This is a genomic window from Sphingobacterium micropteri, from assembly GCF_014692515.1.
Classification (GTDB): Bacteria; Bacteroidota; Bacteroidia; order Sphingobacteriales; family Sphingobacteriaceae; genus Sphingobacterium; species Sphingobacterium micropteri.
On sequence record NZ_JACOIK010000005.1, the window covers coordinates 202,241 to 226,271 of the forward strand.

Annotated in this window: 20 protein-coding genes; all 20 read left to right on the top strand. The window is 43.7% G+C overall.

The features are described 5' to 3' along the window. Nucleotides 1–43 precede the first annotated feature (43 nt). The 20 genes from H8B06_RS08595 to H8B06_RS08690 all read left to right on the top strand — a co-directional run bounded on the left by H8B06_RS08595 (nucleotide 44) and on the right by H8B06_RS08690 (nucleotide 24,031). Nucleotides 44–802, top strand: coding sequence for an MlaE family ABC transporter permease (locus H8B06_RS08595; protein ID WP_190993869.1), 759 nt, complete (start codon nucleotides 44–46; stop codon nucleotides 800–802). A 6-nt stretch (nucleotides 803–808) separates the two neighbouring features. Then, complete coding sequence (locus tag H8B06_RS08600) at nucleotides 809–1,582, top strand: ABC transporter ATP-binding protein (protein WP_190993870.1); 774 nt, start codon at nucleotides 809–811, stop codon at nucleotides 1,580–1,582. Between the two features lie 6 nt (nucleotides 1,583–1,588). Beyond that, nucleotides 1,589–2,578 carry an MlaD family protein gene (locus H8B06_RS08605; protein WP_190993871.1) on the top strand — a complete coding sequence of 330 codons (990 nt, stop codon included), beginning with the start codon at nucleotides 1,589–1,591 and terminating at the stop codon, nucleotides 2,576–2,578. A gap of 8 nt (nucleotides 2,579–2,586) precedes the next feature. Continuing rightward, nucleotides 2,587–3,279 (top strand): RluA family pseudouridine synthase, encoded by a 693-nt coding sequence (locus tag H8B06_RS08610; protein WP_190993872.1) that lies wholly within the window; start codon nucleotides 2,587–2,589, stop codon nucleotides 3,277–3,279. A 340-nt stretch (nucleotides 3,280–3,619) separates the two neighbouring features. After that, entirely contained in the window at nucleotides 3,620–4,021 is a 402-nt protein-coding gene (locus tag H8B06_RS08615; protein WP_190993873.1) for a RidA family protein, read from the top strand. Beyond that, the gene (locus H8B06_RS08620; RefSeq protein WP_190993874.1) at nucleotides 4,011–5,015 is read left to right on the top strand and encodes a 3-hydroxyacyl-CoA dehydrogenase family protein; all 1,005 of its coding nucleotides are present in this window, start codon (nucleotides 4,011–4,013) and stop codon (nucleotides 5,013–5,015) included. The genes H8B06_RS08615 and H8B06_RS08620 overlap by 11 nt, the downstream gene beginning before the upstream one ends. Next, nucleotides 4,987–6,297: an aspartate aminotransferase family protein gene (locus tag H8B06_RS08625; RefSeq protein ID WP_190993875.1), complete on the top strand. Its 1,311-nt coding sequence runs from the start codon at nucleotides 4,987–4,989 to the stop codon at nucleotides 6,295–6,297. The genes H8B06_RS08620 and H8B06_RS08625 overlap by 29 nt, the downstream gene beginning before the upstream one ends. Nucleotide 6,298: 1 nt before the next feature. Further along, the gene (locus H8B06_RS08630; protein WP_190993876.1) at nucleotides 6,299–7,213 is read left to right on the top strand and encodes a 3-hydroxyacyl-CoA dehydrogenase family protein; all 915 of its coding nucleotides are present in this window, start codon (nucleotides 6,299–6,301) and stop codon (nucleotides 7,211–7,213) included. After that, on the top strand, nucleotides 7,194–8,273 hold the full coding sequence (locus tag H8B06_RS08635; RefSeq protein ID WP_190993877.1) for a dipeptidase: 1,080 nt from the start codon (nucleotides 7,194–7,196) through the stop codon (nucleotides 8,271–8,273). Before H8B06_RS08630 ends, H8B06_RS08635 begins: the two co-directional genes overlap by 20 nt. Before the next feature lie 13 nt (nucleotides 8,274–8,286). Further along, nucleotides 8,287–9,666 carry a hypothetical protein gene (locus tag H8B06_RS08640; protein ID WP_190993878.1) on the top strand — a complete coding sequence of 460 codons (1,380 nt, stop codon included), beginning with the start codon at nucleotides 8,287–8,289 and terminating at the stop codon, nucleotides 9,664–9,666. Then, entirely contained in the window at nucleotides 9,653–10,747 is a 1,095-nt protein-coding gene (locus tag H8B06_RS08645) for a D-TA family PLP-dependent enzyme (protein ID WP_190993879.1), read from the top strand. Before H8B06_RS08640 ends, H8B06_RS08645 begins: the two co-directional genes overlap by 14 nt. A gap of 46 nt (nucleotides 10,748–10,793) precedes the next feature. Next, a complete protein-coding gene (locus H8B06_RS08650) occupies nucleotides 10,794–10,961 on the top strand; it encodes a hypothetical protein (protein ID WP_190993880.1) in 168 nt (55 codons plus the stop codon). Between the two features lie 4 nt (nucleotides 10,962–10,965). After that, nucleotides 10,966–11,388, top strand: coding sequence for a type II toxin-antitoxin system VapC family toxin (locus H8B06_RS08655; protein ID WP_190993881.1), 423 nt, complete (start codon nucleotides 10,966–10,968; stop codon nucleotides 11,386–11,388). A gap of 92 nt (nucleotides 11,389–11,480) precedes the next feature. Then, on the top strand, nucleotides 11,481–12,923 hold the full coding sequence (locus H8B06_RS08660) for an NAD-dependent succinate-semialdehyde dehydrogenase (RefSeq protein WP_190993882.1): 1,443 nt from the start codon (nucleotides 11,481–11,483) through the stop codon (nucleotides 12,921–12,923). A gap of 351 nt (nucleotides 12,924–13,274) precedes the next feature. Then, nucleotides 13,275–16,415 (top strand): SusC/RagA family TonB-linked outer membrane protein, encoded by a 3,141-nt coding sequence (locus tag H8B06_RS08665; RefSeq protein WP_223857552.1) that lies wholly within the window; start codon nucleotides 13,275–13,277, stop codon nucleotides 16,413–16,415. Between the two features lie 13 nt (nucleotides 16,416–16,428). Further along, nucleotides 16,429–18,357, top strand: coding sequence for a RagB/SusD family nutrient uptake outer membrane protein (locus H8B06_RS08670; RefSeq protein ID WP_190993883.1), 1,929 nt, complete (start codon nucleotides 16,429–16,431; stop codon nucleotides 18,355–18,357). 35 nt (nucleotides 18,358–18,392) lie between these two features. Further along, on the top strand, nucleotides 18,393–19,568 hold the full coding sequence (locus tag H8B06_RS08675) for a DUF5000 domain-containing lipoprotein (protein WP_190993884.1): 1,176 nt from the start codon (nucleotides 18,393–18,395) through the stop codon (nucleotides 19,566–19,568). Between the two features lie 34 nt (nucleotides 19,569–19,602). Further along, a complete protein-coding gene (locus H8B06_RS08680; RefSeq protein ID WP_190993885.1) occupies nucleotides 19,603–20,985 on the top strand; it encodes a DUF4998 domain-containing protein in 1,383 nt (460 codons plus the stop codon). A gap of 27 nt (nucleotides 20,986–21,012) precedes the next feature. Beyond that, entirely contained in the window at nucleotides 21,013–22,671 is a 1,659-nt protein-coding gene (locus H8B06_RS08685) for an IPT/TIG domain-containing protein (protein WP_190993886.1), read from the top strand. A 22-nt stretch (nucleotides 22,672–22,693) separates the two neighbouring features. Next, nucleotides 22,694–24,031, top strand: a complete 1,338-nt coding sequence (locus H8B06_RS08690; protein WP_190993887.1) for a sialidase family protein — start codon at nucleotides 22,694–22,696, stop codon at nucleotides 24,029–24,031.

A 24,031-nucleotide genomic window follows, 5' to 3' on the forward strand; every position in this document is an offset into this window, starting at 1 on the left:
CTAAAAATAAAAGTTTGTACATTTGTCGGATGATTTTTTCGGAATGGGACGTAAAATAGAAAAACTACTTATCGAGTTCGCCAGAATCCATCGCTTCATGATGAGTTTCCTGCGGGAAGCAGTAACCCCTCCTTATGAATTTAAAGAGATTATCCGGCAATGTTACGAGATCGGGTGGAAATCGTTTCCATTGATTAGTTTGACGGGATTTATCGTAGGCTTTGTATTTACCAAGCAATCGCGACCTTCTCTCGAAGATTTTGGTGCCACTTCCTGGCTGCCGAATTTAATATCCATTGCTATTGTCCGGGCATTAGCTCCTTTAGTTACAGCATTGATCGCTTCGGGCAAGGTAGGTTCCCAGATTGGAGCAGAATTGAGTTCGATGAATGTAACCGAACAGATTGATGCGATGGAAGTGTCCGGTACAAATCCGACAAAATTCTTGATAACCAGCCGCATCATCGCGACGACGACGATGATTCCGGTGCTCTGTTTTTATGTAGCAGGTATTGGTTTATTGGGGGGGTATTTGAGTATTGCTACCAAAGACGATTTAAGTATTTTAGCCTTTTTTACTCAAGTTTTCGAATCTATTGCAGCCAAAGATGTTTTCGCCATGGTTTTACGGGCGGTAGTCTTTGGATTCACCATTGGATTTGCAAGTACCTATGTAGGGTATTATTCTTCTAAAGGAACAGAAGGTGTCGGTAAAGCGGCTAACGCCGCTGTGGTATCGTCCATGTTCCTGGTGTTTATCGAAGAGTTGCTTATTGTTCAATTACTTTCCTTGATTGGTTAAACAGGTATGGAAAAAAAGAACGTAAATATCAATCATGACGACGTTGTTATCCATGTGGATAACGTCAGTAAATCGTTTGGTGATTTACATGTATTACGCGATGTTGATCTCCAACTATTTAACGGCGAAAACTTAGTTGTATTAGGACGCTCGGGTACAGGAAAATCTGTACTGATCAAGCTTATATCGGGTTTGTTAAAACCAGATAAAGGCGATATTCATGTATTGGGAGAGATTGTCAACCAATTAGATGAACGGGAATTACGAGATTTACGCCAACGTATTGGCTTTTCTTTTCAGAATAGCGCGTTATACGATAGTATGACCGTGCGGGAAAACCTGGAATTTCCGTTGGTCAGAAACAAGCGGAATCTGACGAGGACAGAAATTGATAAAGAGGTAGAGGAGGTGCTGGAAGGTGTGGGATTGTCACAGGCAATTAATCAAATGCCTTCCGAGTTATCGGGTGGACAACGTAAGCGTATCGGGATTGCCCGTACATTGATATTGCGCCCGGATATTATGCTGTACGATGAACCTACCGCGGGGTTAGATCCGTTGACTTGTCTGGACATCAATTCACTAATAAACCAGGTGCAGGAACAATATCAAACGTCATCCATTATTATTACCCATGATTTGTCGTGCGCAAAGATGGTAGGCGATAGAATGGTGATGCTATTGGATGGAAAATTTGAAAGACAGGGAACGTTCGAGGAGATTTTTGATACGGATGACGAACGTGTGAAACCCTTTTATGATTATAATTTTATTGATTAAAGATATATGAGTACAAACGAAAGGAAGCGTTCGCTTACAGTTGGATTATTTGTCCTGATTGGCTTGATTATTTTGGTCGCGGGTATTCTGGTATTGGGAACGCAACAAAATAAATTCAGTAAGAATTTAGTCGTGACGACTTATTTTCATGACGTGAAAGGATTGAAAGTGGGAAATAACGTCTGGTTTTCGGGTGTTAAAGTGGGGATTGTCAAAGAAATAAAATTCCAAAGTATCAACGATGTAAAAGTCGTTATGCACATTGAAGAGAAATCCAGCCAGTTTATTCGGGAAGATGTTGTTGCAAAGTTGGGCTCTGACGGATTGATTGGAAATGCTATCGTCAATCTGGTCGGTGGATCGGATCAGGTTCCGCCGATACAAGACGGTGATGTTATCAAATCAGTAGGTGGCACCGATACGGACGCGATGTTTGCGACATTGCAAACAAATAATGAGAATCTGGTGGAGATAACGAAAAACTTTGCCGTTCTTTCCAAACAAATGGTGGAAGGAAAGGGTACGGTGGGTGCTTTAATGACGGATTCAACCATTGCACTTTCTCTAAAAAGTACCGTGCAGGGGTTAGATAAAGTGATGGGCGATGTCAACAAAGCTTCTGCTAATTTGGTTGTTTTGATGAATAAGTTAAATAGCAATCAAGGGCTAATCCATGAGCTGACAACAGATACAGTCGTTTTTGCGAGTTTACGGGAGTCAGCAACACAACTGCAGGGTGTAACCGAAACAGCATCGACGCTGATGGAAAATTTGAATGCGACTTCCGCACGTTTAAACGATAAAGATAATGCGCTCGGTGTATTGACCAACGATCCGGCGGCCGCCGAGGAAATCCGGCAAATATTGCGGAACTTGAATATGAGTACCGAGAAGCTGGATGATAATATGAAAGCGTTACAAAGCAACTTTCTATTTAGAGGCTATTTCCGGAAACAACAAAAAGAACAGGAGAAGGCTGCAAAAGACTCTTTATAGTCATTCGGATGAACATAACGGATAAAGATGTTATCTACGAAGACAATCACTATATCGCCATTAACAAAAGGGCGGGTGATATCGTACAGGTGGATGACACGGGAGACAAGTCACTGGAAGACATGGTCAATGTTTACCTTACGGCTAAATACCAAAAGCCAAATGGTGCATTTGTAGGGGTTATCCATCGGTTGGATCGGCCTGTCAGTGGGATGATTCTTTTTGCAAAGACCAGCAAAGGTCTGGATCGGATGAATCGTTTGTTTCATGACCGCAAAGTATCGAAGACCTATTTAGCCATTGTTCGTAACCGTCCGCCAAAAGATAAGGATACATTAAAAAACTGGTTGCTGCGAGACCGTAAAAAAATGGTTACCAAGGCTTACGACCGAGAAGTGAAAGGCGGAAGTTTTGCGCAATTGGATTATGAGGTTATAGGTGTTCTTGATGGCTATTATCTATTGCAGGTAGCGCCTATGACCGGACGTACCCACCAGATTCGTGCTCAATTGGCGTATATGGGTTGTCCTATCGTAGGAGACAACAAATATGGATATCCTCGGGGAAGCCTACGCCGTACAATCTGTTTACATTCCCGTTCGCTAGAATTCGTCCACCCCATAAAGGATGAAAAGCTAAAACTCACGGCAAAACTACCTGTCGATGGCTTTTGGGAACGGTTTAATGCTTTGTTGCGATAGAACGAATCATTCTTTCATCTTCCTTTTCCTCGCGAAAAGAAGCAAAAAGCTCGCAATTTTAAAGTGGCGACTTTTATGAATTCGTGTTTATTTTGGAATTCATGAGCTCCCTCTGATCGGTTTTTGTTTCCTTTTTTTGAGAGAAAACCAAGAAGTGCTCATCCATTCCTTTGAAAACAAAAACTAATGGATAAAAAGGAAAAGTCAATCGCGGTTCTAGCGGCAAAGAAACCAACTGAAAAATAGTACTACAATTAAGCACAAATGTAATAGACCTGGATGTGCCGTACATGTACTTTTGCTATACAGTATACACATAAATTAAACCAAAACATTGTATATGAGTAAGCGTAAAATTGTACACCCGGATAGAGACGCGGCTTTCGTGACCGGAGCATATTCTGATGGTGTCGTCGCAGGCGGATTTCTTTTTATTAGCGGACAGGCATCGGTGGATTTCAAAACCTCTACTTTTATCTTGGGGAGTATAGAAGAGGAAACCGCCCGTACGATGGACAACATCAAAGCCATCATCGAGGCTGCCGGAGCCACCATGGATGATGTGGTGAAGAGTACCGTTCACTTGACGAACATAGCAGATTTTGACCGATTCAATGAAGTTTACGCAACTTATTTTGAAGGAATAAAACCTGCACGAACGACTGTCCAATCCGTATTGGGCGAAGGTATTTGTGTGGAGATTGACTGTATTGTAAAGCTTCCCCATTCCGATGAAGATTAATGTAAGCGCAAATGTAGAAGTTGCGGTCGTGGGATTAGGGCTGATGGGGTGTAGTATTGTCGTTTCTTTATTGGCATCTGGCCATCAGGTGGTGGCATTGGCACCTATATTAGGGGAGAAAGAAAAGGCGATCAACCATATCGTAGATCTATTGCGCCATGCCGACCGTTCCAATTTGCTGTCCAAAGGACTGTCAGCAAGTGTGGGGGCGTTAAAAGTAACGGACGACTATCGGGATATAGCCACTTGTAAGTTTGTACAGGAATGTGTCATCGAAGACAAGGAGATAAAAAAGGTGGTATATGAAAAGATAGAAGAACAGGTTTCGGGAAATACAATTATTGCCACGAACACGTCCGCCATACCTATCAGCGAATTACAGACATTTGTATCCCATCCCAATCGTTTCATCGGTGTACATTGGGCAGAACCGGCTTACATGACCCGTTTTCTGGAAGTCACATGTGGAGCAAAGACCGATACAGATACCGCGGCGTATGTGATGCAGCTTGGGGGAATCTGGGGGAAAGAACCTACCTTACTCAAAAAGGATATTCGGGGATTTATTACCAATAGACTGATGTATGCTGTTTATCGTGAAGCGTTGACCTTAGTGGAGAATGGAGAGACTACGATGGAAGACGCCGATAAGGTTTTTCGATATGATGTGGGTTCATGGATAACCTTAATGGGGATTTTCAGACGAATGGACTTTATGGGATTTGCCGATTATATCGATTCTTTTGAGGGAATCCTCCCAAAATTAAGCAATCGTACAGATGTGCCAGATCTTATGCGGCCTTTGGTAGCAGCAGGGGCTAGAGGTATACACAATGGTAAGGGCTTTTATGACTATGATGAAAAACAAGCTAAGGCCTGGGAAGAAGCTTTCGCGCAATTTAATAAGGAAATTTATGATTTAGCAACGCGATATACAGAGAAACATATTAGGGAAAAGGTATATAATGAAGAGAAGAAGCTATCAAAAATCTAAGGATCTATTGGATAGAGCCAGTCAGGTCTTAGCAGGGGGGGTATCCTCCGAATTTCGGAAATACAATCATCCCCATGCTATCTTTTATACACATGGTGAAGGGACACATATATATGATGTAGATGGTAACGACTACTTGGACTTCACATTAAGCCAAGGGCCGTTAATTGTTGGGCATTCCCATCCGAAGGTGTTGGAGGCGGTTGAAACTTATTCTAGAGAAGGGCAATTGTTCGCCGGACAGCATATCAAAGAAATTGAATTGGCTGAAAAGCTGCACCAGTTAATCCCGTCGGCCGAACGGATGCGATTCTGTTTAGATGGATCAGAAGCGGTTCAAACGGCATTCCGTGTTGCTAGGTCGAAGACGGGAAAGAATAAGTTTCTGCGTTTCGAAGGGCATTATCATGGTTGGTTAGATAATGTCGCCTGGGGAATCAGTACGCCTTCAGTAGAAGCATTGGGAGAAAATGATAACCCACATGTATTTCCTTGGTCAGCTGGATTATCGCCAAACAGTAAGGATGATTTTATCATTCTTCCGTGGAACGATTTAGAACTGATCGAACGTGTCGTCGCCGAAAAGCATGCGGAATTAGCGGCTATTATTACCGAACCGATTATGTGTAATAATGGCTGTATTGTGCCAAATGAAGGGTTTTTACAGGGGTTACGTACGATATGCGACCGTTATGATGTAGCACTCATTTTTGATGAAGTGATTACCGGCTTCCGCTTGGGGCTTGGCGGGGCGCAGGGCTACTATGGCATCACCCCGGATTTATCCATTTTTGCCAAAGCGATAGCAAGTGGATATCCGATTAGTGCTATTGTAGGCAAAAAAGAGTGGATGGATGAAATTGTGTCGGTGAGGGTGATTCATGCCGGTACCATGAATACCAGCAACCCTACCGTGGCTGCAGCACTTGCCACTATTGAAGTATTGGAAGAAGATCCGGACACCTATAATCGTATGTTTCGATTGGGAAAAAAATTGAAGGACGGGCTTCGTGCTGCGGCACAGGAGACAGGACAAAACTTATTTGTACAAGGAACAGCCGCCATGTTGAGTACCTCCTTTACTTCATTGCCTGAGGTTAAGAATTATAGAGATACGCTTCAAGCAGATAAAGCAAAACTAGGGCGTTTCATCGCGGGATTGCATGACCGGGGTATCCGTGTCATCGGACGCGGACTTTGGTATATCTCCGCCGTCCATACAGAAGAAGATATCGATAAAGCCATTGTGATTGGAACAGAAGTGTTAAAAGAAATAAGATAATATGGATACGAGGAATGGTGTAGCAAATTCTATTATGGTTGTCGGTCAAGACCAGCTAGCCTATAGTGTTGCCTGTAGTTTACTGGATGGCGACCATCCGGTACTATTGCTGACGGATGATAGGGGAGCCGCTGAGCATTACGTACGTAAGGAAGTCCATGATTGTACGAAATTAGCGGTTATCACCGATTGGCCGAAAAATATAACGGCTAGATTAGTCATATTGGTTACGCCCGATAAACTGTTGGCTAAGCAGCATTTAATAAGCCAGGTGGAAAACCGGACCGCTGAGGACACCATTATAGCGGTTAATACGGAGTGTATAGGTCTGGAAGAAATCCAGACAGATAGTACGCGCCCCACCAGAATTTTCGGTCTGAATTGGTCATATCCCGTTCACCGGACTTTTTTTGCCGAAATTATTTCCAATGCGGAAACTGATCCAGCTACATTAGCACAATTGGAAAAATGGGTAAACGTATATGGGAAAAAAGATGCTTGTACGGTCAGGAATGGTTTTAGTATCCGTGCCAGAATGATGGCGGCGATGTTACGAGAAGGATTGTATTTAGTTGAAAACGGATTTGCCTCCATCGAAAGTGTCGATAGAGCTTGTCGAAATGATGCTGGGTTTTATCTGTCTTTTGTCGGTAATTTCAGATACATGGATTTGATGGGAACGTATGCTTATGGGATGGTGATGAAAGACTTAAACAGAGAATTGTCCAATATGGTTACGTTGCCTAAAATTTTGCAGGAAAAGAAAGATAAAGGAGAAACCGGCATGGCTAAAGGAAAAGGATTTTACACCTATTCTGTCGAGGAAAAAGGCTATTGGGATAGAATATTTAGAGCCTTTAGTCAGGAAATACAGCAATTGATAAAAAAATATCCACATGAGTCGTTTGATCATTGATGCCCATCTGGACTTGGCGATGAATGCCATCGAATGGAACCGTGATCTGGCTATGCCGTTGGAACATATTCGTTTGAAAGAAATGAATATAAACGACAAGCCGGATAGGGGCAATGGCACCGTTTGTCTGCCCGAATTGAGAAAAGGTAAAGTGGGTTTTGTGGTAGCCACCCAGTTGGCGCGCGTCAATCCGTTTAACAGTGCGTTGACGGGGTGGAATTCGCCGGCACAGGCTTGGGCAATGACACAGGCACAACTGGCTTGGTATAGAGAAATGGAGAAACAGGGGGAGATGGTGCAGATTGTCGATAAAAAAGGCTTGGATGCCCATGTCAAACTTTGGAATGATGTAATGATTGCAGATGAAACCAAACCGGTAGGATTCTTATTGAGCCTAGAGGGCGCGGATTCGTTGGTGACACCGGATTATCTGTATGAGGCATATGGCAATGGACTTCGGGCGTTAGGATTGTCACACTTTGGGCCTGGCCGATATGCAGATGGGACAAAGACAGCTGGACGGATTCACCCAAATGGTTTGGAATTGCTGAAAATCATGGATGAACTGCATATGATATTGGATGTAACACACCTCACAGATGAAGGCTTTGAGCAGGCGATGGAGGGCTATATGGGCCCCATTTGGGCAAGCCATCACAACGTGCGGAAAATCGTTCCTAACCAAAGACAATTGGATGACGTGCAAATTAGGCAATTGGTGGAACGGGACGCCGTTATCGGTGGGATGCTGGATTGTTGGGCCATGGATATACGGTTTATCGATACGGTTTCTGATCCCTGGCAGCTGGATATCCGATTGGAAATGCTCATTGACCACTGGGATCATATCTGCCAAATAGCGGGTAATTCCTTACATATTGGCATAGGAAGTGATCTGGACGGGATATTTGGAACGGAACAGTCGCCGTGGGACATGAACTCCATTGCAGATTTACAGAAATTTGATTACCTTTTGTCCAATAAAGGCTATACCGAGCAGGATATAGATAATATATTTCACGGAAATTGGTTGCGTTTTTTGAGGAAGGCGCTAAGGTAACAATATAAACAAAATGGCCAACAATTTATTTCAAGCAGCGGCTTTACAAAAAGACATTACGCCTCCTTTGGGCACATTGATCAATGGAGAATTTCAGGCGAGATATGCCAATAAAATACACGACCCGTTGTATGCAAAATCGTTGCTGTTAAAGAAAAACGATACGATATTGCTGTTTATCGTCGTGGATATTTGTGCCATGCAGCAAGACTTTTTAGATGAAGTGAAAGCAGATATCTATAAAGAAACGGGAATTCCCCAATCCCACGTGCTCATTTCCAGTACGCATACCCATTCGGCAGGGGCTGTTGCAGAGTTGTTGATGGGGCATGCTGATCTTCGGTATCGAAAAAATCTTCATGGGATTTTAGTCGATCTTGTTAGGGAGACACTTCCTCATCTTCGTGCAGCCAAGATCGCGTTTGGGGCTACAGATGCTCCGGAACATGTATTGTGCCGAAGATATAAGATGGCTCCCCAATATAAAGCATTTAATCCGGTAACAGGGGGACATGATCTGGTGAAAACCAACCCGTTTGGAGATGAAGAGCACATTGTAGAAAGAAATTCTACCCCCGATACGCAATTAGCTTATCTGGGTGTAAAAGGATTGGATGATCAATGGATAGCACTTTTAGCCAATTATTCTTTGCATTATGTAGGTGATACCGAACGTGGCACTATCAGTGCGGATTATTTCGGTTGTTTCGCGAAGAGGCTTAAAGAGGTACTGTCTGGAGATGATAGTAACTTCGTCGCGATGATGAGCAATGGCACCAGTGGCGAAATCAATATTTGGGATTTTGTAAATGCGGGTCGTTACCCAACCGAACCACACCGTAAAAGTGAATATATCGGTCGGGATTTAGCCGATAAAGTTTTAGCGAACGTACAAGACCTCCAATGGGAAGAATACCCTGTTTTGGATGTGTTGTACGAAGAGGTGCCGGTAGGGATCAGAAAGCCATCCGCACAGGAACTAGAGAAAGCAAAGCAGATGATCCAGGATACGGATTATGAGCATATCGTACTGAATGAAGATGGTTATCGGCGTATTTATGCCCGGGAACAGGTTTTGCTGGCAGAATTTCCAGAGCAAAGGCAGTTCTATATTCAGTCTTTTCGTATCGGTAGTGGTATAATAGGTGCGTTGGGCGGTGAATTTTTTGCGGAAACAGGATTGGCCTTGAAAGCCAAGGCCGCTCCCGGGAAATATTTTACGATCTGTTTAGCAAACGACTACGTCGGTTATGTACCACCTAAGCATGAAATAATGTTAGGCGGCTATGAGACTTGGCGTTGCCGCACCAGTTTCTTGGAAGAAATCGCAGCGGAAAAAATAAGCGGTGTTTTATCGGAACAGATTGAACAGCACATACATGAATTGGTATAATTTACATACACCTGAACACGTGGATACACCGGCACTATTGGTTTATCCGGATCGTATCCAGCATAATATCGAGGCGCTTAAAGGTATGATTGATCGTGTCGACAGATTGCGTCCGCATGTCAAAACCCACAAAACGAAAGAAATTACCCGGATGCAACTGGATGCAGGCATTCGTAAGTTTAAATGTGCAACGATTGCCGAAGCGGAAATGCTAGGAGAGTGTGGTGTGCCGGACGTGTTGTTGGCTTATCCGTTATATGGAGCAAAACTACAGCGGTTTGTGACACTAGTTCAACATTTTCCCCAGACGCGTTTCTCCGCTATAGTCGATCATGTGGATGCTGTAAAGAATCTATCGGCTATCGCTGTTCAAAACGAGATACAGATAGATGTATTCATCGACCTGAATATAGGGATGGGGCGTACAGGTATAGTACCCGATGATGCCGCTTTCGAACTATACCGATTTTGCAGTGGGGTGGATGGGTTAAACGTGAAAGGTTTGCACGCGTATGATGGTCATGTGCGCGAAATAAATATAGCAGAGCGTAAAAATATTTGTGATCGGAATTATGAGCCTATTGCTAAGTTAATAGAGCGATTATTGGATGGAGGCTTCGAGAAGCCATCGGTGGTTATCGGCGGTTCACCGTCCTTTCCTATTTACGCGCAATATCCGGAGGTGGAATGCAGCCCTGGGACATTTGTTCTATGGGATAAAGGTTATGCAGATACGCTGCCGGAGCAAAATTTTCTTCCGGCGGCTGTACTAATGACACGTGTAGTTTCTTTACCCTCCGAAAATACGATTTGTGTTGATTTGGGCTATAAAGCTATAGCATCGGAAAATCCATTGGCGAATCGGGTATTTTTTCTAAATGCTTCTCATCTAAAACCGATAAGCCACAGCGAAGAACATCTCGTACTAGAAGCTGGTGTAAATCATCACTTTCAAGTAGGCGATGTATTGTATGCTTTGCCTATCCATATTTGCCCGACGGTCGCATTGTATGATAAATTATTGGTCGTGGAAAATAACGCTGTCGTGGGGGAATGGGAGGTTGTGGCGAGGAGGAGGTAATTTTTTGAGGTTTTTTTGCCTATCTTTGTGATAACTAGGAGGTCATATGAAAACGACTAAAAAGAAAATAGACAAAGAAAATATCGATCAGTTAATAGCGGAGGCCGAGGAACTGGTAAAACAAAAAAAGATGTCCAAGACTTGGTTGGCGTTTTTGAAAGCTGTGAAAAATCCTGGTATTGAAATCGTTGATATGAGAGCTGTTTTGAAATAATGAAATGGCTCGATATATACTGGATACGAACATTTTAGCTTTTTTTGTCTCCGGTGAATATGATAATATTTCTCCTGATGTTGCCATGATATTGGGCGACCACGCTAATCAATTGTATGTGAGTTCTGTTTCTGTTACGGAACTCTTGCAGTTATATCGTATCGGAAAAATTAAACCGAAACAGTATAAAACTACCCAACAACTACAGGACGCCATTCAAAAAGATTTTTACATCAAAATACTTGCTTTCGGAGAGGAGCACACCAAAACCCTTTCCAGACTTGATATTACTGGTGGACACAATGACCCGTTCGATCACGCGATCATTTCCCACGCCATTACGGAGAAGCTCACACTTATTTCTTCCGACCGAAAATTCGAAGATTATACTTCACAGAACCTAAAATTTGTTTTCAATAAGCGATAAAACAAATTATCTATTCTCTTAGTTTTATTAAGAAATGCAGTTTCTCTCTTTTGAAAAAAGAAAGAGGAGCGATCTAAACAAAAAAGTAAACGATGACATTAAAAGAATTAATGCAAAATAAAGCCTTTGTGAATGGACAATGGGTAGCCGGAGCGGATACGTTCGACGTTGTAAACCCAGCTACGGGTACCGTTATTGAAAAAGTAACAAATCTAACGGTGTCCAACGTACATGATGCGGTAGACGTAGCATATAAAGCTTGGTGCTCTTTTAAGGTGAGTGATGTTGAGCAACGTGCTGCTATGTTAGAAAACTGGTATCAATTGATACTGGAACATAAACAGGAATTGGCCGAGATTATAACCCTGGAATCGGGAAAAGCATTGACTGACAGTTTGGGGGAAGTGGATTATGGTGCTTCTTTTGTGCTGTGGTTTGCGGAGGAGAGCAAGCGGGCTTATGGGGAGACCACGCCTGCATCGAAAATGTCAAATAGAATACTGACGATTAAACAGGGCGTGGGGGTTGTTGCTGCCATCACACCGTGGAATTTTCCGTTAGCGATGGTTACGAGAAAAATCGCCCCGGCTATTGCAGCAGGCTGCACAGTGGTGCACCGCCCGGCGTCACAGACACCATTGACCGCCTTAGCACTCGCTATGCTTGCTGAAAAAGCCGGCTGGCCTACCGGAGTACTAAATGTGGTGACCGGTACAGATTCTTCCGGTATAGGTTATGAACTAAGCACGAATCCGTTGATCAGAAAACTTTCCTTTACGGGATCAACGTCTGTGGGAAAACAGCTCATGAAGCAAGCCGCAGAAAATGTGAAAAAGATTTCTTTGGAACTTGGTGGCAATGCGCCGTTCATTGTATTTGAAGATGCAGATATCGAAGCTGCTGTTGAAGGAGCGATGTTTGCGAAGTTTCGCAATGCCGGACAGACTTGTGTGGCCGTTAACCGCTTTTTGGTACAAGATTCGGTTTTTGCAGCGTTTTCAGAACGGCTGACCGAAGCCGTAAAAGCATTGAAAGTAGGCAACGGCTTGGACAACGACGTACAAATAGGACCTTTGATCAATAAAAAAGGATTGGATAAAGTACATGAACACGTAGCCGATGCTATTGACAAAGGTGCTCGTATACTGACAGGAGGGAAGGTCATTAAAGAATTGTTTTACGAACCTACCGTCGTTGCCGATGTCCCATCAAATGCTTTAATCGCCAAAGAGGAAACATTTGGCCCGGTGGCATCGTTGTTTAGATTTACCACGGAGGAAGAGGCTATCCAAATGGCTAACGATACGGAGTTCGGGCTGGCATCCTATTTTTATAGTAATAATGTGCATCGCTGCTGGCGTGTTGCTGAAGCGCTTGAAGCGGGTATGGTGGGCGTGAATGAGGGACGGATTTCCTTTGCTGGAGCCCCGTTTGGTGGAATCAAGGAGTCCGGGGTAGGCCGGGAAGGATCACGTTACGGATTGGACGAATACGTGGAAGTGAAATATATCAATTTTGGTGTTTCGACGCGATAAGCATATTTCATTTTTCTGCCATCAAGGCCAAAGTCAATGTAGCTGCATTGACTTTTTTCTTTTTCAAAATCGCCACTGAAATAATATATAACCAATTAAATTACGCTTTCCTCGGCTTGTCAATAGCATAACCTCCTATATTGATCTAACTTTTCTTATTCCATAGAAGAGAAACCTAGATTTTATATTGGAGTTTAAAATATAATATCATATAAGAGAATAATAATAGTAGTCCGGTGGAAGCCATGACTCTATCTTTGGATAGTATAAGAGGTGTCGTCAGAAGAGACAAATCTGGATTGACGAACTAACTACATTAATATTAAAAGAGAACTACTAATAATTTAACCAATGCTACGATTAAAAAAAGCAACATTTATTTTGGGGTACCCTAGGATACTCCTAAGCATCCTTGTTTTGCTAGGCATTTCTACTATGCTGCAGGCACAGCAAATGGGACAATATCTCGTACGGGGACAAATCCTAGGCGACAAAGAGGATCCCATACAGGGAGCTACAGTGACAGTGCAAGGCAGCACACGGGGCGTGCTTGCTGATGAACAAGGGCGGTATGAGATTGCCGTGAATAGGAACGATCAATTAGTCTTTAGTTATGTAGGTTTCACTACACAGAGGTTGCCTGTCGAAGGGCGTACCGAGATTAATGTAACCATGAGCCCCGTCACTGATGCTTTAGATGAGGTCACAGTAGTGGCTTTTGGAGAACAGAAAAAGGAAAGTGTAGTAGGGGCGATAACGACGGTAAGGCCTAGTGAGTTGAAAGTACCATCGAGTAACCTGACAACGGCCTTGGCAGGCCGTGTCGCCGGTTTGATCGCTTTCCAGCAAAGTGGAGAGCCAGGTGCCGATAACGCAGACTTTTTTATTCGTGGAGTAACCAGTTTTGGATATTCCAATCGTCCCTTGATCTTGGTGGATGGGGTAGAAGTGCCGGCCAGTGAGTTGGCACGCTTGCAAGTTGATGATTTGGCGAGTTTTTCGATTATGAAAGACGCTACTGCCACGTCTTTGTATGGTGCTAGAGGGGCTAATGGTGTGATTTTGATTACCACCAAGGAAGGCCGTGAGGGAAAAGCAAGTATTTCCTTACGTTATGAAACATCGGCTTCACAACCTACACGAAATATTGAATTGGCCGATCCGATTACGTATATGAATCTGGCAAATGAGTCGAGTTTAACGCGGGGAAGAACACGACAATATCAATGGGAAAAAATAGAACGGACTATGGCTGGTGAAGATCCGATGATTTATCCGGCAACAGATTGGCAATCTTTATTGTTAAAAGACCGGACATTTAATAATCGACTCAACTTAAATGTGAATGGTGGTGGAAAGGTCGCACGTTATTATGTTGCTGCGACTTACAATAAGGATAACGGTATGCTCAAAGTAGACAATCGCAACAACTTTAACAACGGTATTGATCTGAAAACGTATGGACTACGTTCCAATGTGAATATCAATCTGACCAAAACGACCGAAGCGATTGTCCGTCTCAATTCGACCTGGACAGACTATACAGGTCCCTTAGGTACAGGCGCAGACTTTTATAGACAGATTATCCGTACGGATCCGGTATTATTTCCCGCCTATTATGAGCCGGATGCTAAGAATCTCACAACCGAACATATCTTGTTTGGAAATGCTGGCGCAGGGGAGTATTTAAATCCTTATGCAAATCTCATGAGGGGATATCGCGATTATACCAATGCCATGTTTTTAGCACAATTTGAAGTCAAACAGGATCTGGATTTCATCTTACCGGGATTGAAAGCCAGTGGAATGTACAACACCACACGGTACAATTATTATCAGGTATCTCGTACGTATACTCCGTTTTATTATATTTTATCGGCTTATGACAAGCAGACAGGTGAATATATATTAAACAATCTTAATCCAACAACTGCGCACGAGTACCTGACCTATACAGAGGATTCCAAACAGATCACTTCCGAAGATTATTTTCAGGGTATTTTGAGTTACAACACAGATATTGGGACAGACCATTCGGTCAGTGGTATGTTGGTCTATAATATGCAGAATAAAATTTCTGCGAATGCCGGTAGCTTACAAAATTCACTAGCCAGAAGAAACCTAGGATTAGCTGGGCGTTTTACCTATGCCTTTCAAGACAGATACTTTTTAGAAGGGAACTTTGGTTACAATGGTTCCGAACGTTTTGCTAAAGAGCATCGTTTTGGCTTCTTCCCATCCGTGGGGGGCGCTTGGTATGTGTCGCGAGAACCTTTTTGGAAAGGCAATATACAGCAGATCGTATCTAATCTGAAGTTGCGTGGAACCTATGGCCTGGTGGGCAATGATGCCATCGGTAGTCTGGAAGATAGGTTTTTCTATTTGTCGGAAATCAATCCTAATGTATCGGCGGCGGGGTATACCTTTGGATCCGAATTTGGAAACAGGATAAATGGTGTGACGGAAGGACGCTTGGAAAACCGGGATATTACCTGGGAGACATCACGGAAATTAAATCTGAGTGCGGAGATAGGGCTTTTCAATATGGCTAATCTTGTTGTTGATCTGTACAAAGAGCATCGATACAATATCTTAATGACACGGGCACATACGCCGAATACAATGGGTGTGGCTGTTTTGCCGCAAGCGAATGTGGGCGAAGCAGAGAGTAAAGGGATAGACATTTCCTTGGAGGCGAATAAGAACTTTGCTAATGGTTGGTTTGTCTCAGGCAGGGGGAATTTTACCTATGCAGAAGGTAAATATATCAAATATGAAGAACCCGATTACAGCGCATTTCCGTGGCGCTCTCGTGTGGGCATACCTCTCGGACAACAGTTTGGTTTTGTTGCCGAACGTTTGTTTATAGACGATGAGGAGGCCTATAATTCGCCGCAGCAGTTTGGCGAGGTATTAGGCGGCGACATCAAGTATAAGGATATTGATCAGGATGGCGTAATCACGAATCTTGATATGGTACCTATCGGTTATCCTACTATCCCTCGGATGACTTATGGTTTTGGATTTTCATTGGGGTATAAAGGTGTAGATTTCTCTTCTTTCTTTCAAGGGTCTGCCAAATCTTCCTTTTGGATAGACGCAGCTGAAACAGCTCCTTTTGTTTCATTAGCTACGGGACAGAAAAATCAGCTGCTCCAAGCCTATGTGGATGATCATTGGTCTGAAGACAATAGAAATTTGAAAGCTCTTTGGCCACGATTGAGCGATATCGCCAATACAAATAACACCAAAGTGAGTACCTGGTTTATGCGTAACGGGTCGTTTTTGCGTATCAAACAGGTTGAATTGGGGTATACTTTCAAAGAAACTTTGACGCAAAGAATTGGAATAGAGAAGATAAGAATGTATATAAACGGAACCAATTTGTATAATTTTTCCAAGTTCAAGCTTTGGGATGTGGAAATGGGAGGTAACGGTTTAGGGTATCCCCTGCAACAGGTGTACAATTTTGGAATTCAGTGTTCATTGTAATTATGTGTCAGTTATGAGATCATTAATAAAAATAGTTTTAACCATTATGGTAAGCATTTCGTTGTATGGTTGCCAAAAATATCTGGATGTTGTCCCGGATAATATAGCCACAATGGACGATGCTTATAAGGACAGAGTGAGTGCCCAAAGGGCATTAGCGACTTGTTATAATCAAATTCCCCGAAATGGAACACGTTATGATCCCGGTTTTGCCGCGGGTGATGATCTTTGGATTCACCAGTTTATTGATGGTGGTGCCCAAGAACGTTGGAGACAATATTACCGAGAGCTGGCGATTAATGGAAATAATGTGACGAGGCCGTTGTATAGTTATTGGCATAATATTGAAGGCGGGTCTGCGCTATGGAAAGCTATTCGGGATTGTAATACATTTATTGCCAATGTACACAACGCAAGGGATTTGGATAGCTATGAGCGGGAAAAATGGATTGCTGAGGTAAAAACGTTGAAAGCCTATTATCATTTCTATCTCATGCAACTATATGGACCCATTCCCATTGCAAGGGAAAATATACCGGCCACTGCTCCTTCAGAAGAATTAATGGTCTATAGGGAGCCCATAGATGAGGTCGTGGCGTACATCGTACAATTATTGGACGAAGCCATACCAAATTTGGATTTGGAAGTGGATAATACGGTGTCCGATGCAGGTCGTATCACCAAACCGGTTGCGGCAGCGATTAAGACCAAAGTATTGGTAACAGCAGCGAGTCCGTTTTTCAACGGTAATCAGGATTATGCAAGTATGATCGATAAGCGTGGAATAGTGCTGTTTAATCCGGTCGAAGACCCAAATAAATGGACATTAGCGGCTGAGGCTGCCCAAGAAGCTATTGATATAGCACATGAGGCCGGGATTAGATTATATCATCATCAGACGACTTTTAATGTCAGTAATGAGACACTCGGCGTCATACAGGTGGGGCAGATCGTAGCTGATAAGTTCAATGAGGAGCGGATCTGGAGTTTATCCGATTTTAATAGCAGTAGCCCAAATCTCCAAGATCTTGGATTGGAATTGCGCACGATACCCCGGCTGCATAGTGACCATCAAAATATAGTGTACCAGTGGTTTATACCTACGCTTAAAATGGCCGAATTGTTTTATTCGAAAAATGGCGTGCCGATAGAAGAGGATGTCGATTATGCCTATGAGGATCGTATGACCTTGACGTTTGTGCCGCAAGACCAAGAAGCATATATGCAACCGGGATACCGTACCATTGGTCTGCATCTGGATCGGGAACCACGGTTTTACGGTTCCTTGGGTGTCGATGGCGGTTGGTGGTTTGGTTTAGGAAGAACGGATGAGAATGCACAATGGCCTTTGAATCTCCGGGCCAAATCCATGACCGGAGGGATGATCGGTAACCAACGTTATTCGACCACAGGTTATTATATCAAAAAGCTGTCGAATTATCGATCGGCATATACAGGTAAGGATGCGTATGTCGGTATGCGTTTCGATTTCCCATTGTTTCGTCTCGCAGATTTGTATTTACTCCATGCAGAGGCACTCAACGAAAGTTTGTCGTCACCTGATGCAAACGTATACCATTATATCGACCTTATTCGACAGCGGGCCGGTCTAAGTGGTGTTGTAGACTCTTGGGCGCAGCACTCTAGGTTTCCGCAAAAGCCAACTACAAAAGAAGGAATGAGGGAGATTATCCATCAGGAACGGAATATTGAACTAGCCTTTGAAGGGCAACGCTTTTGGGATCTGCGAAGGTGGAAGAAATCAATCCAGTATATGAACCAACCTGTTCGGGGGTGGAATATAGCAGGTGAAACACCGCCGGAATTTTATCAGGTAATTACACACAACCGCAGTCAGTATACATTACGGGATATATTGTGGCCAATTATGCAGGATGAGATGCTACGGAATACAAACCTGCTGCAGAATCCAGGATGGTAAATAGGAAAATAGAAATCATATAATACTATATAGCGATGAAAAAAAATATATTATATCTGATCTTACTGCTTCTGGTTTGGGGATGTGGAGAAGATTATATTGGCCAGTATGCCATGGACGATGTTCCACCGGGACCAGTGTCGGGAGCTTCAGTGGAGAATATCCCGGGCGGAAGTGTCATCAACTATACTATACCGACAGATGAAGATTTTTCTTACGTCAAAGCTGTGTATACAATCAATGGCCAGACGAAAGAGCAAAAATCATCAGTCTTTAATCGAAAAATAACATTGGATGGCTTCGGCAAATCTCAAGTTCAGCAAATTGAACTCATAGCGTATGACAAGAGCGATAATGCCTCTACGCCTGTAACAGTCGATATCCAACCTTTAGACGCACCGGTATTTGACCTCATCGAAGGAGTGACCGTCATTGATGATTTTGGAGGTATACACATCGAATGGGAAAATCCGCACGAATCGGAGGTGGTGTTGACTGTGCTGACGACGACAGCGGAGTATGGCGTTGAAGAGTGGTCGGAAGCTGATCGATTTTACTCGGGTGCCGTAAAGGGAAGTGCCAATGTAAGGGGGTTCAGTCCTGAAGAGCGCATTTTCGGGTTATATTTTAGGGACCGCTGGGATAATTTATCCGATACGCTGTATATAAGTGCGACGCCGATGTTTGAAGAACAGCTGGACAAATCGAAGTTTACCCGCTGGAATCCACCGGGAATACCCTACAATGCTTATCAGGCCGGTGAGTGGGCGATAGAAAACCTGTGGAATGGTACAATTGCACCCGGATCAGGAGGATATGCCAGCTATACGCATGACCAGACCTTCAATATGGGGCAAGTGGCCAAGCTCAGTCGTTTCAAAATTAACAACAGGCTAGAGCCTAATTTGCTCTATAACTTTGCACATCCTAAGAAGTTTCAGTTATGGGGATCAATTTCTCCGAACGTAAATGAGAATTTTGGTACATGGATATTGTTGGGCGAGTTTGATTCGTTTAAACCCTCAGGCGAACCTTTAGGTGTGTTAACGGATGATGATCGAAATTATGGACATTACAATGGAGAGGAATGGAACTTTCCGCGGGGTCTTCCACCCGTACAATATATACGTTGGTATGTGCTCGATACATGGGGTGGATCCCAAAATACACAAGTGATGGAGATGACCTTCTGGGGAGAAGTTCAGGACTAAAAGATAACAAGATAAAAAGCAAAAAAATATACAGATGAAACATACTATTAAATATATTTTCAGGATTTCGTTGATCCTCCCGTTGTTTTTTTCTTGTGACAGGATGAATGACCTTCATGACGAATATCTGCAAAGAGGAGAAACAACCTACTTGTCCAGAATAAATGAAGTCAAGGTCTATCCGGGGAATAAAAGGGCAGAACTCGTGTTTGAGAATAATGATTCAAAGGCCAAGACGATGACGGTGTATTGGCGATCAAGAACGGACTCTGTAGTATATACCATTCCGGACAATAGTGTCGGGCAAGAACTAAAAATACAATTACCTGATCTTCCTGAAGACTTCCTGACATTTGAACTGGTAACCACCACCGCAGGTGGCAACAACAAATCACTGGCTACTGAACTCTCGAGTAGGGTATACGGGGATAATTATCGGCAGAGTCTAAATAATCGATTGGTCGATGTAGCCACATACATCGAATCCTCCAATCAGCTTGATATCACTTGGAAAAGTGTTTTTGAAGGAGCGGTTACGATTGAGATTAAATATGACGGGACAGATGGGGAGACCCGCGTGATAGAACGCCCCATAGAAGAAAGATCTATAGTCTATCTCAACAGGTTCGACGGGAATCTAAAGTATAGAACAGGGTATGTTCCGGTTCAGAATGCGCTGGATACATTTTATACGGAGTACAGCGATTTGTCATTCTCTGAAGCCATAGAAGGGTTGGTATTTAATGGTACGACCAGCCAATATATGCTTATTCCTCATCATGCTGACTTTGATATCGCTGCCGGAGAGGCAATGACGGTGACATGTTGGGCGCGGACGCCTACTATTGCCGCGACGCAGCGGATTTTCGCAAAACGTTATACCGCTACCAACGCCCCTGGCTATGGAGAATATGGAAATACGGGTTATGGATTAGCATTTTTAGGAAGCACGGGAAATATTTATCCAGATTTGGTCTATCAGGGGGCTACTCAGGCCATAAATATGCCCTCTATTTCTGTAAATACATGGACGCATATCGCCGCAGTTTTTGATATAGCAAACAAACAAATGTTCGTGTATAAGGATGGCGTGCTTTTGGGTTCAAGAGCGCTCCCTGCTACGGTGTTGTCAACGACCAATATCGCTGATCTATCTGTCGGGGGGCATAAATCATCGTCGACAGGTGGTGTTGGACAGGCTTTCACTGGTGAGATAGCGCGATTGCGTTTCTATAAAAAGACGCTCAGTCCGGAAGAGGTCATAGGGGATATGTTGTCCGTTCGGGTTACCGCGGAAACACCCGGGTTAGTAGCCGCCTATGATCTGAAAAAGGTACTGGGTAGTGGTACTAATCTGACGATTGAGGATATAAAAGGCAATCATCCGGCGGTATTGCATGGCTTTAGCAGACCGTAGAATAAATTGAAAAAACAAATTATACAGATGAAAACTATTTTATTGAACTTGCTATGTATGTTCGTCCTTTTGGATGTGACATCATGCGCGAAGAAAACAGATGAGCCAGATACAAATGGTGAAGGGAATGCGCTATCGGTTAATTTGATATTACCGAATGTGGCAGCATCGGGGTCCACAGTACAAATACAGGGCAATGGATTTGGCAGCAATCCTGAAGGTATACAGGTAAAATTTGGAGAGGTAATGGGCGAAGTATTAGATCTATCTGATGGTGTTATTTCGGTGAAAGTTCCGGAGTTGGCTGAGGGGGCAAAGATCAATGTATCTGTATTGGTTGGAGGTCAAACCTCTAACATAAAGTCATTCCGTGTGCGAAAAATAGGAGAGCTTGTCCTAGCAGAAAAAGATACCTTAGAATGGACAGAAAATAAAAGTCCCAATATAGCAGTTATTAAAGCCGGTATACCTGCTTACGACGAGCAGGTGGTGAAATATATCCGTAATGGGCGCCAATTGTTAGAGGTAGAATTGAGTGAACCGGTTATCGTCGCAGTGGCAGATCGGGAATTACCCTGGGGTTTTTTCAATTTTCCCGGTATACGACGCTCATTGTCCGGTCAGCAGATATCTGTCAGCTGGAGCATGAGCCACGACAATGCCGAGAGTTATGGCCAGGCAGTGAGCGGTAATAGTGCGGTATCCAGTGACGAAGGAGCAACATGGACACGCGTGGAAAGAGCCCCTACTGGCGGAGGGATATTATTGAGCAATGGAGATCGTATTACGGTTTCTACCCCTGCGGCCATTCCCATAGGTGATCTTGACCTTCCGCCTGTCTTGGCCACTTTCCAGGACGGATCGAATTATGACCGCCTTTTTCGAATTTATGAATACGATAAATTGCCTTTGCAGGTGCAAGGTACGTATCAACACCGAATCAAGAGCGGGACTACTGCTTGGGTTGCCGAGCGGGGAACTTTGGTACATCCAAATCTAGCCCGCTATTCGGATGGCAATCTTTTTCCCGTGGTATGGTGGGGTGATATGCATGAATTATCTGATGGAATATACAGGGGGACATACCCTACTTACGAAACTAAGCCAGGTGGAGGGATTGACGCATCGGGCGTGACCTTTTATAAATCTACGGATTTAGGGTTAACATGGATTAAACAAGGGAATATACCTTATCAACCCGATCTGATGTTAGATCCTAACGGCAATAAACGTAAAGCATTTGGATGGACTGAGCCGGCATTTGCAGCGCTGAAGAACGGTACGTTTTTGTCGGTGTTGCGCACACAGGATGGCTTTGGTGAAAGCCCCATGTATGTAAGTACCTCTACCAATAAGGGGGTAAGCTGGACCAAGCCGAAGGTATTTACCGGTGCCGGTGTATTGCCAAAACTTCTGGAGCTGGACAATGAGGTCGTGGCATTGGCCTCCGGCAGACCCGGTGTACAGTTGCGTTTTATGCTGAATAATAATGCCGATGACTGGTCTGAACCTTTTGAGATGCTGCCATGGGTGCCCAATGAGACTTTCTCCTGTGGATACACCGGATTTCTGAAAGTGGATGACAATAGCTTTCTTATTGTGTATTCTGATTTCTGGCACCGGACGCCTGAGGGTGAAAGACGCAAGGCAATTAAAGTAAGGAAGGTGACGGTGAAAAGGTTATAGTTATATTAGAAAACATTAAAATATGAGTAGAAGAAGTATTTACGGATTGTTCTTTTTATTGGTGGGGTGTAGTACGCAACAAGCAGTTGTCAACATACAGGATCATCGGCTGGATTTTGATGGGGCATCATTGAGGGAAGGTATTCCGGCCTATGGTAAGACCGAATATGTTTATCAGAAAGATGGAAAGAACAGTTTCAAAATAGATTTTGGCGAGCCTATCGTGGTTGCTGTTGCGGATAAACCTTACAAATGGGGCTTTTTTCAGTTCCCCGGATTATACTGGTCAGATCAAGGAGAAATTGTAGCCCGATGGAATATGGCAAACGATGATGCCGAGAGCTATGGAAAAGGAGGAAATGGATTCGCCGTTTCAAAAGACAAGGGCAAAACCTGGACGCAAACGGATAAACAGCCTATAGGAGGGGGACTAGCATTAGCGAACGGTGAATATATCCATGTCCATACCCCACCAGCTATTCCGATGAAAGACTTGCATTTACCCGAGCCTATTGCTACCGTTAAGGAAGCTTACGGACGTACATTCAGGTTTTGGAAAACGGAAGATCTACCTACAGAACTGCAGGGGGTATACATACAAAGGCGAACAAAGGGGGGGAGTGAATGGACAACGGAACATAATAATATCAGCGAACCGAATATGGTTCGGTATTCCGATAACAATTTACTGCCGATCGTGTGGTGGGGTGATATGAAGCTGGAGAAAGATGGTTCTATCGTCGCCGGCGTATACCCCGGCTTTACATTTGTAAACGGAACGGTGCCTCCTTCGGACGTCGCTTTTTATCGATCGCAGGATGGCGGGAGAAGTTGGTCATTCATTGGGCGTATCCCTTATCACTATGATCCGATAAAAGACCCCAAAGGAGGGCAAAGACATGCATTGGGATGGACGGAGCCGGCTTTTGAGATCTTGCAGGACGGTTCGTATCTGTCCGTGATACGGACAACCGACGGTTTGGGTAATAGTCCGATGTATTATAGCCGATCGACTGACCAAGGAAAAAGTTGGAGTAAACCTACTGCCTTTACCAAAGCCGGCGTCTTGCCCAAATTAAAGCAATTGGATAATGGAGCCTTGGTGTTGGCCTCCGGCCGACCGGGTTTACAGATACGTGTCGCTTTGGATGAAGAAGGAGAGGAATGGTCCGATCCCTTTGAAATGTTGCCCTGGTTAGACGGAGTGGATGGAAATACACTAACTTGTGGCTATCCCGAGTTATTGCAGACAGGAAAAGATAGGTTTTTATTGATTTATTCAGATTTCCAATATAAGACGTCCAACGGAGAGATCCGGAAAGCGATTAAAGTCCGTGAGATTACGGTAAAAAAGATGTAG

Bases quoted from the DNA above. Each gene is read 5' to 3' on its own strand.
- H8B06_RS08650 (WP_190993880.1), top strand. From the start codon at position 10,794: ATGAAAACGACTAAAAAGAAAATAGACAAAGAAAATATCGATCAGTTA.
- H8B06_RS08670 (WP_190993883.1), top strand. From the start codon at position 16,429: ATGAGATCATTAATAAAAATAGTTTTAACCATTATGGTAAGCATTTCG.
- H8B06_RS08680 (WP_190993885.1), top strand. From the start codon at position 19,603: ATGAAACATACTATTAAATATATTTTCAGGATTTCGTTGATCCTCCCG.
- H8B06_RS08605 (WP_190993871.1), top strand. From the start codon at position 1,589: ATGAGTACAAACGAAAGGAAGCGTTCGCTTACAGTTGGATTATTTGTC.
- H8B06_RS08640 (WP_190993878.1), top strand. From the start codon at position 8,287: ATGGCCAACAATTTATTTCAAGCAGCGGCTTTACAAAAAGACATTACG.
- H8B06_RS08665 (WP_223857552.1), top strand. From the start codon at position 13,275: ATGCTACGATTAAAAAAAGCAACATTTATTTTGGGGTACCCTAGGATA.
- H8B06_RS08630 (WP_190993876.1), top strand. From the start codon at position 6,299: ATGGATACGAGGAATGGTGTAGCAAATTCTATTATGGTTGTCGGTCAA.
- H8B06_RS08685 (WP_190993886.1), top strand. From the start codon at position 21,013: ATGAAAACTATTTTATTGAACTTGCTATGTATGTTCGTCCTTTTGGAT.
- H8B06_RS08655 (WP_190993881.1), top strand. From the start codon at position 10,966: ATGGCTCGATATATACTGGATACGAACATTTTAGCTTTTTTTGTCTCC.
- H8B06_RS08635 (WP_190993877.1), top strand. From the start codon at position 7,194: ATGAGTCGTTTGATCATTGATGCCCATCTGGACTTGGCGATGAATGCC.
- H8B06_RS08620 (WP_190993874.1), top strand. From the start codon at position 4,011: ATGAAGATTAATGTAAGCGCAAATGTAGAAGTTGCGGTCGTGGGATTA.
- H8B06_RS08660 (WP_190993882.1), top strand. From the start codon at position 11,481: ATGACATTAAAAGAATTAATGCAAAATAAAGCCTTTGTGAATGGACAA.
- H8B06_RS08645 (WP_190993879.1), top strand. From the start codon at position 9,653: ATGAATTGGTATAATTTACATACACCTGAACACGTGGATACACCGGCA.
- H8B06_RS08595 (WP_190993869.1), top strand. From the start codon at position 44: ATGGGACGTAAAATAGAAAAACTACTTATCGAGTTCGCCAGAATCCAT.
- H8B06_RS08610 (WP_190993872.1), top strand. From the start codon at position 2,587: ATGAACATAACGGATAAAGATGTTATCTACGAAGACAATCACTATATC.
- H8B06_RS08600 (WP_190993870.1), top strand. From the start codon at position 809: ATGGAAAAAAAGAACGTAAATATCAATCATGACGACGTTGTTATCCAT.
- H8B06_RS08675 (WP_190993884.1), top strand. From the start codon at position 18,393: ATGAAAAAAAATATATTATATCTGATCTTACTGCTTCTGGTTTGGGGA.
- H8B06_RS08625 (WP_190993875.1), top strand. From the start codon at position 4,987: ATGAAGAGAAGAAGCTATCAAAAATCTAAGGATCTATTGGATAGAGCC.
- H8B06_RS08690 (WP_190993887.1), top strand. From the start codon at position 22,694: ATGAGTAGAAGAAGTATTTACGGATTGTTCTTTTTATTGGTGGGGTGT.
- H8B06_RS08615 (WP_190993873.1), top strand. From the start codon at position 3,620: ATGAGTAAGCGTAAAATTGTACACCCGGATAGAGACGCGGCTTTCGTG.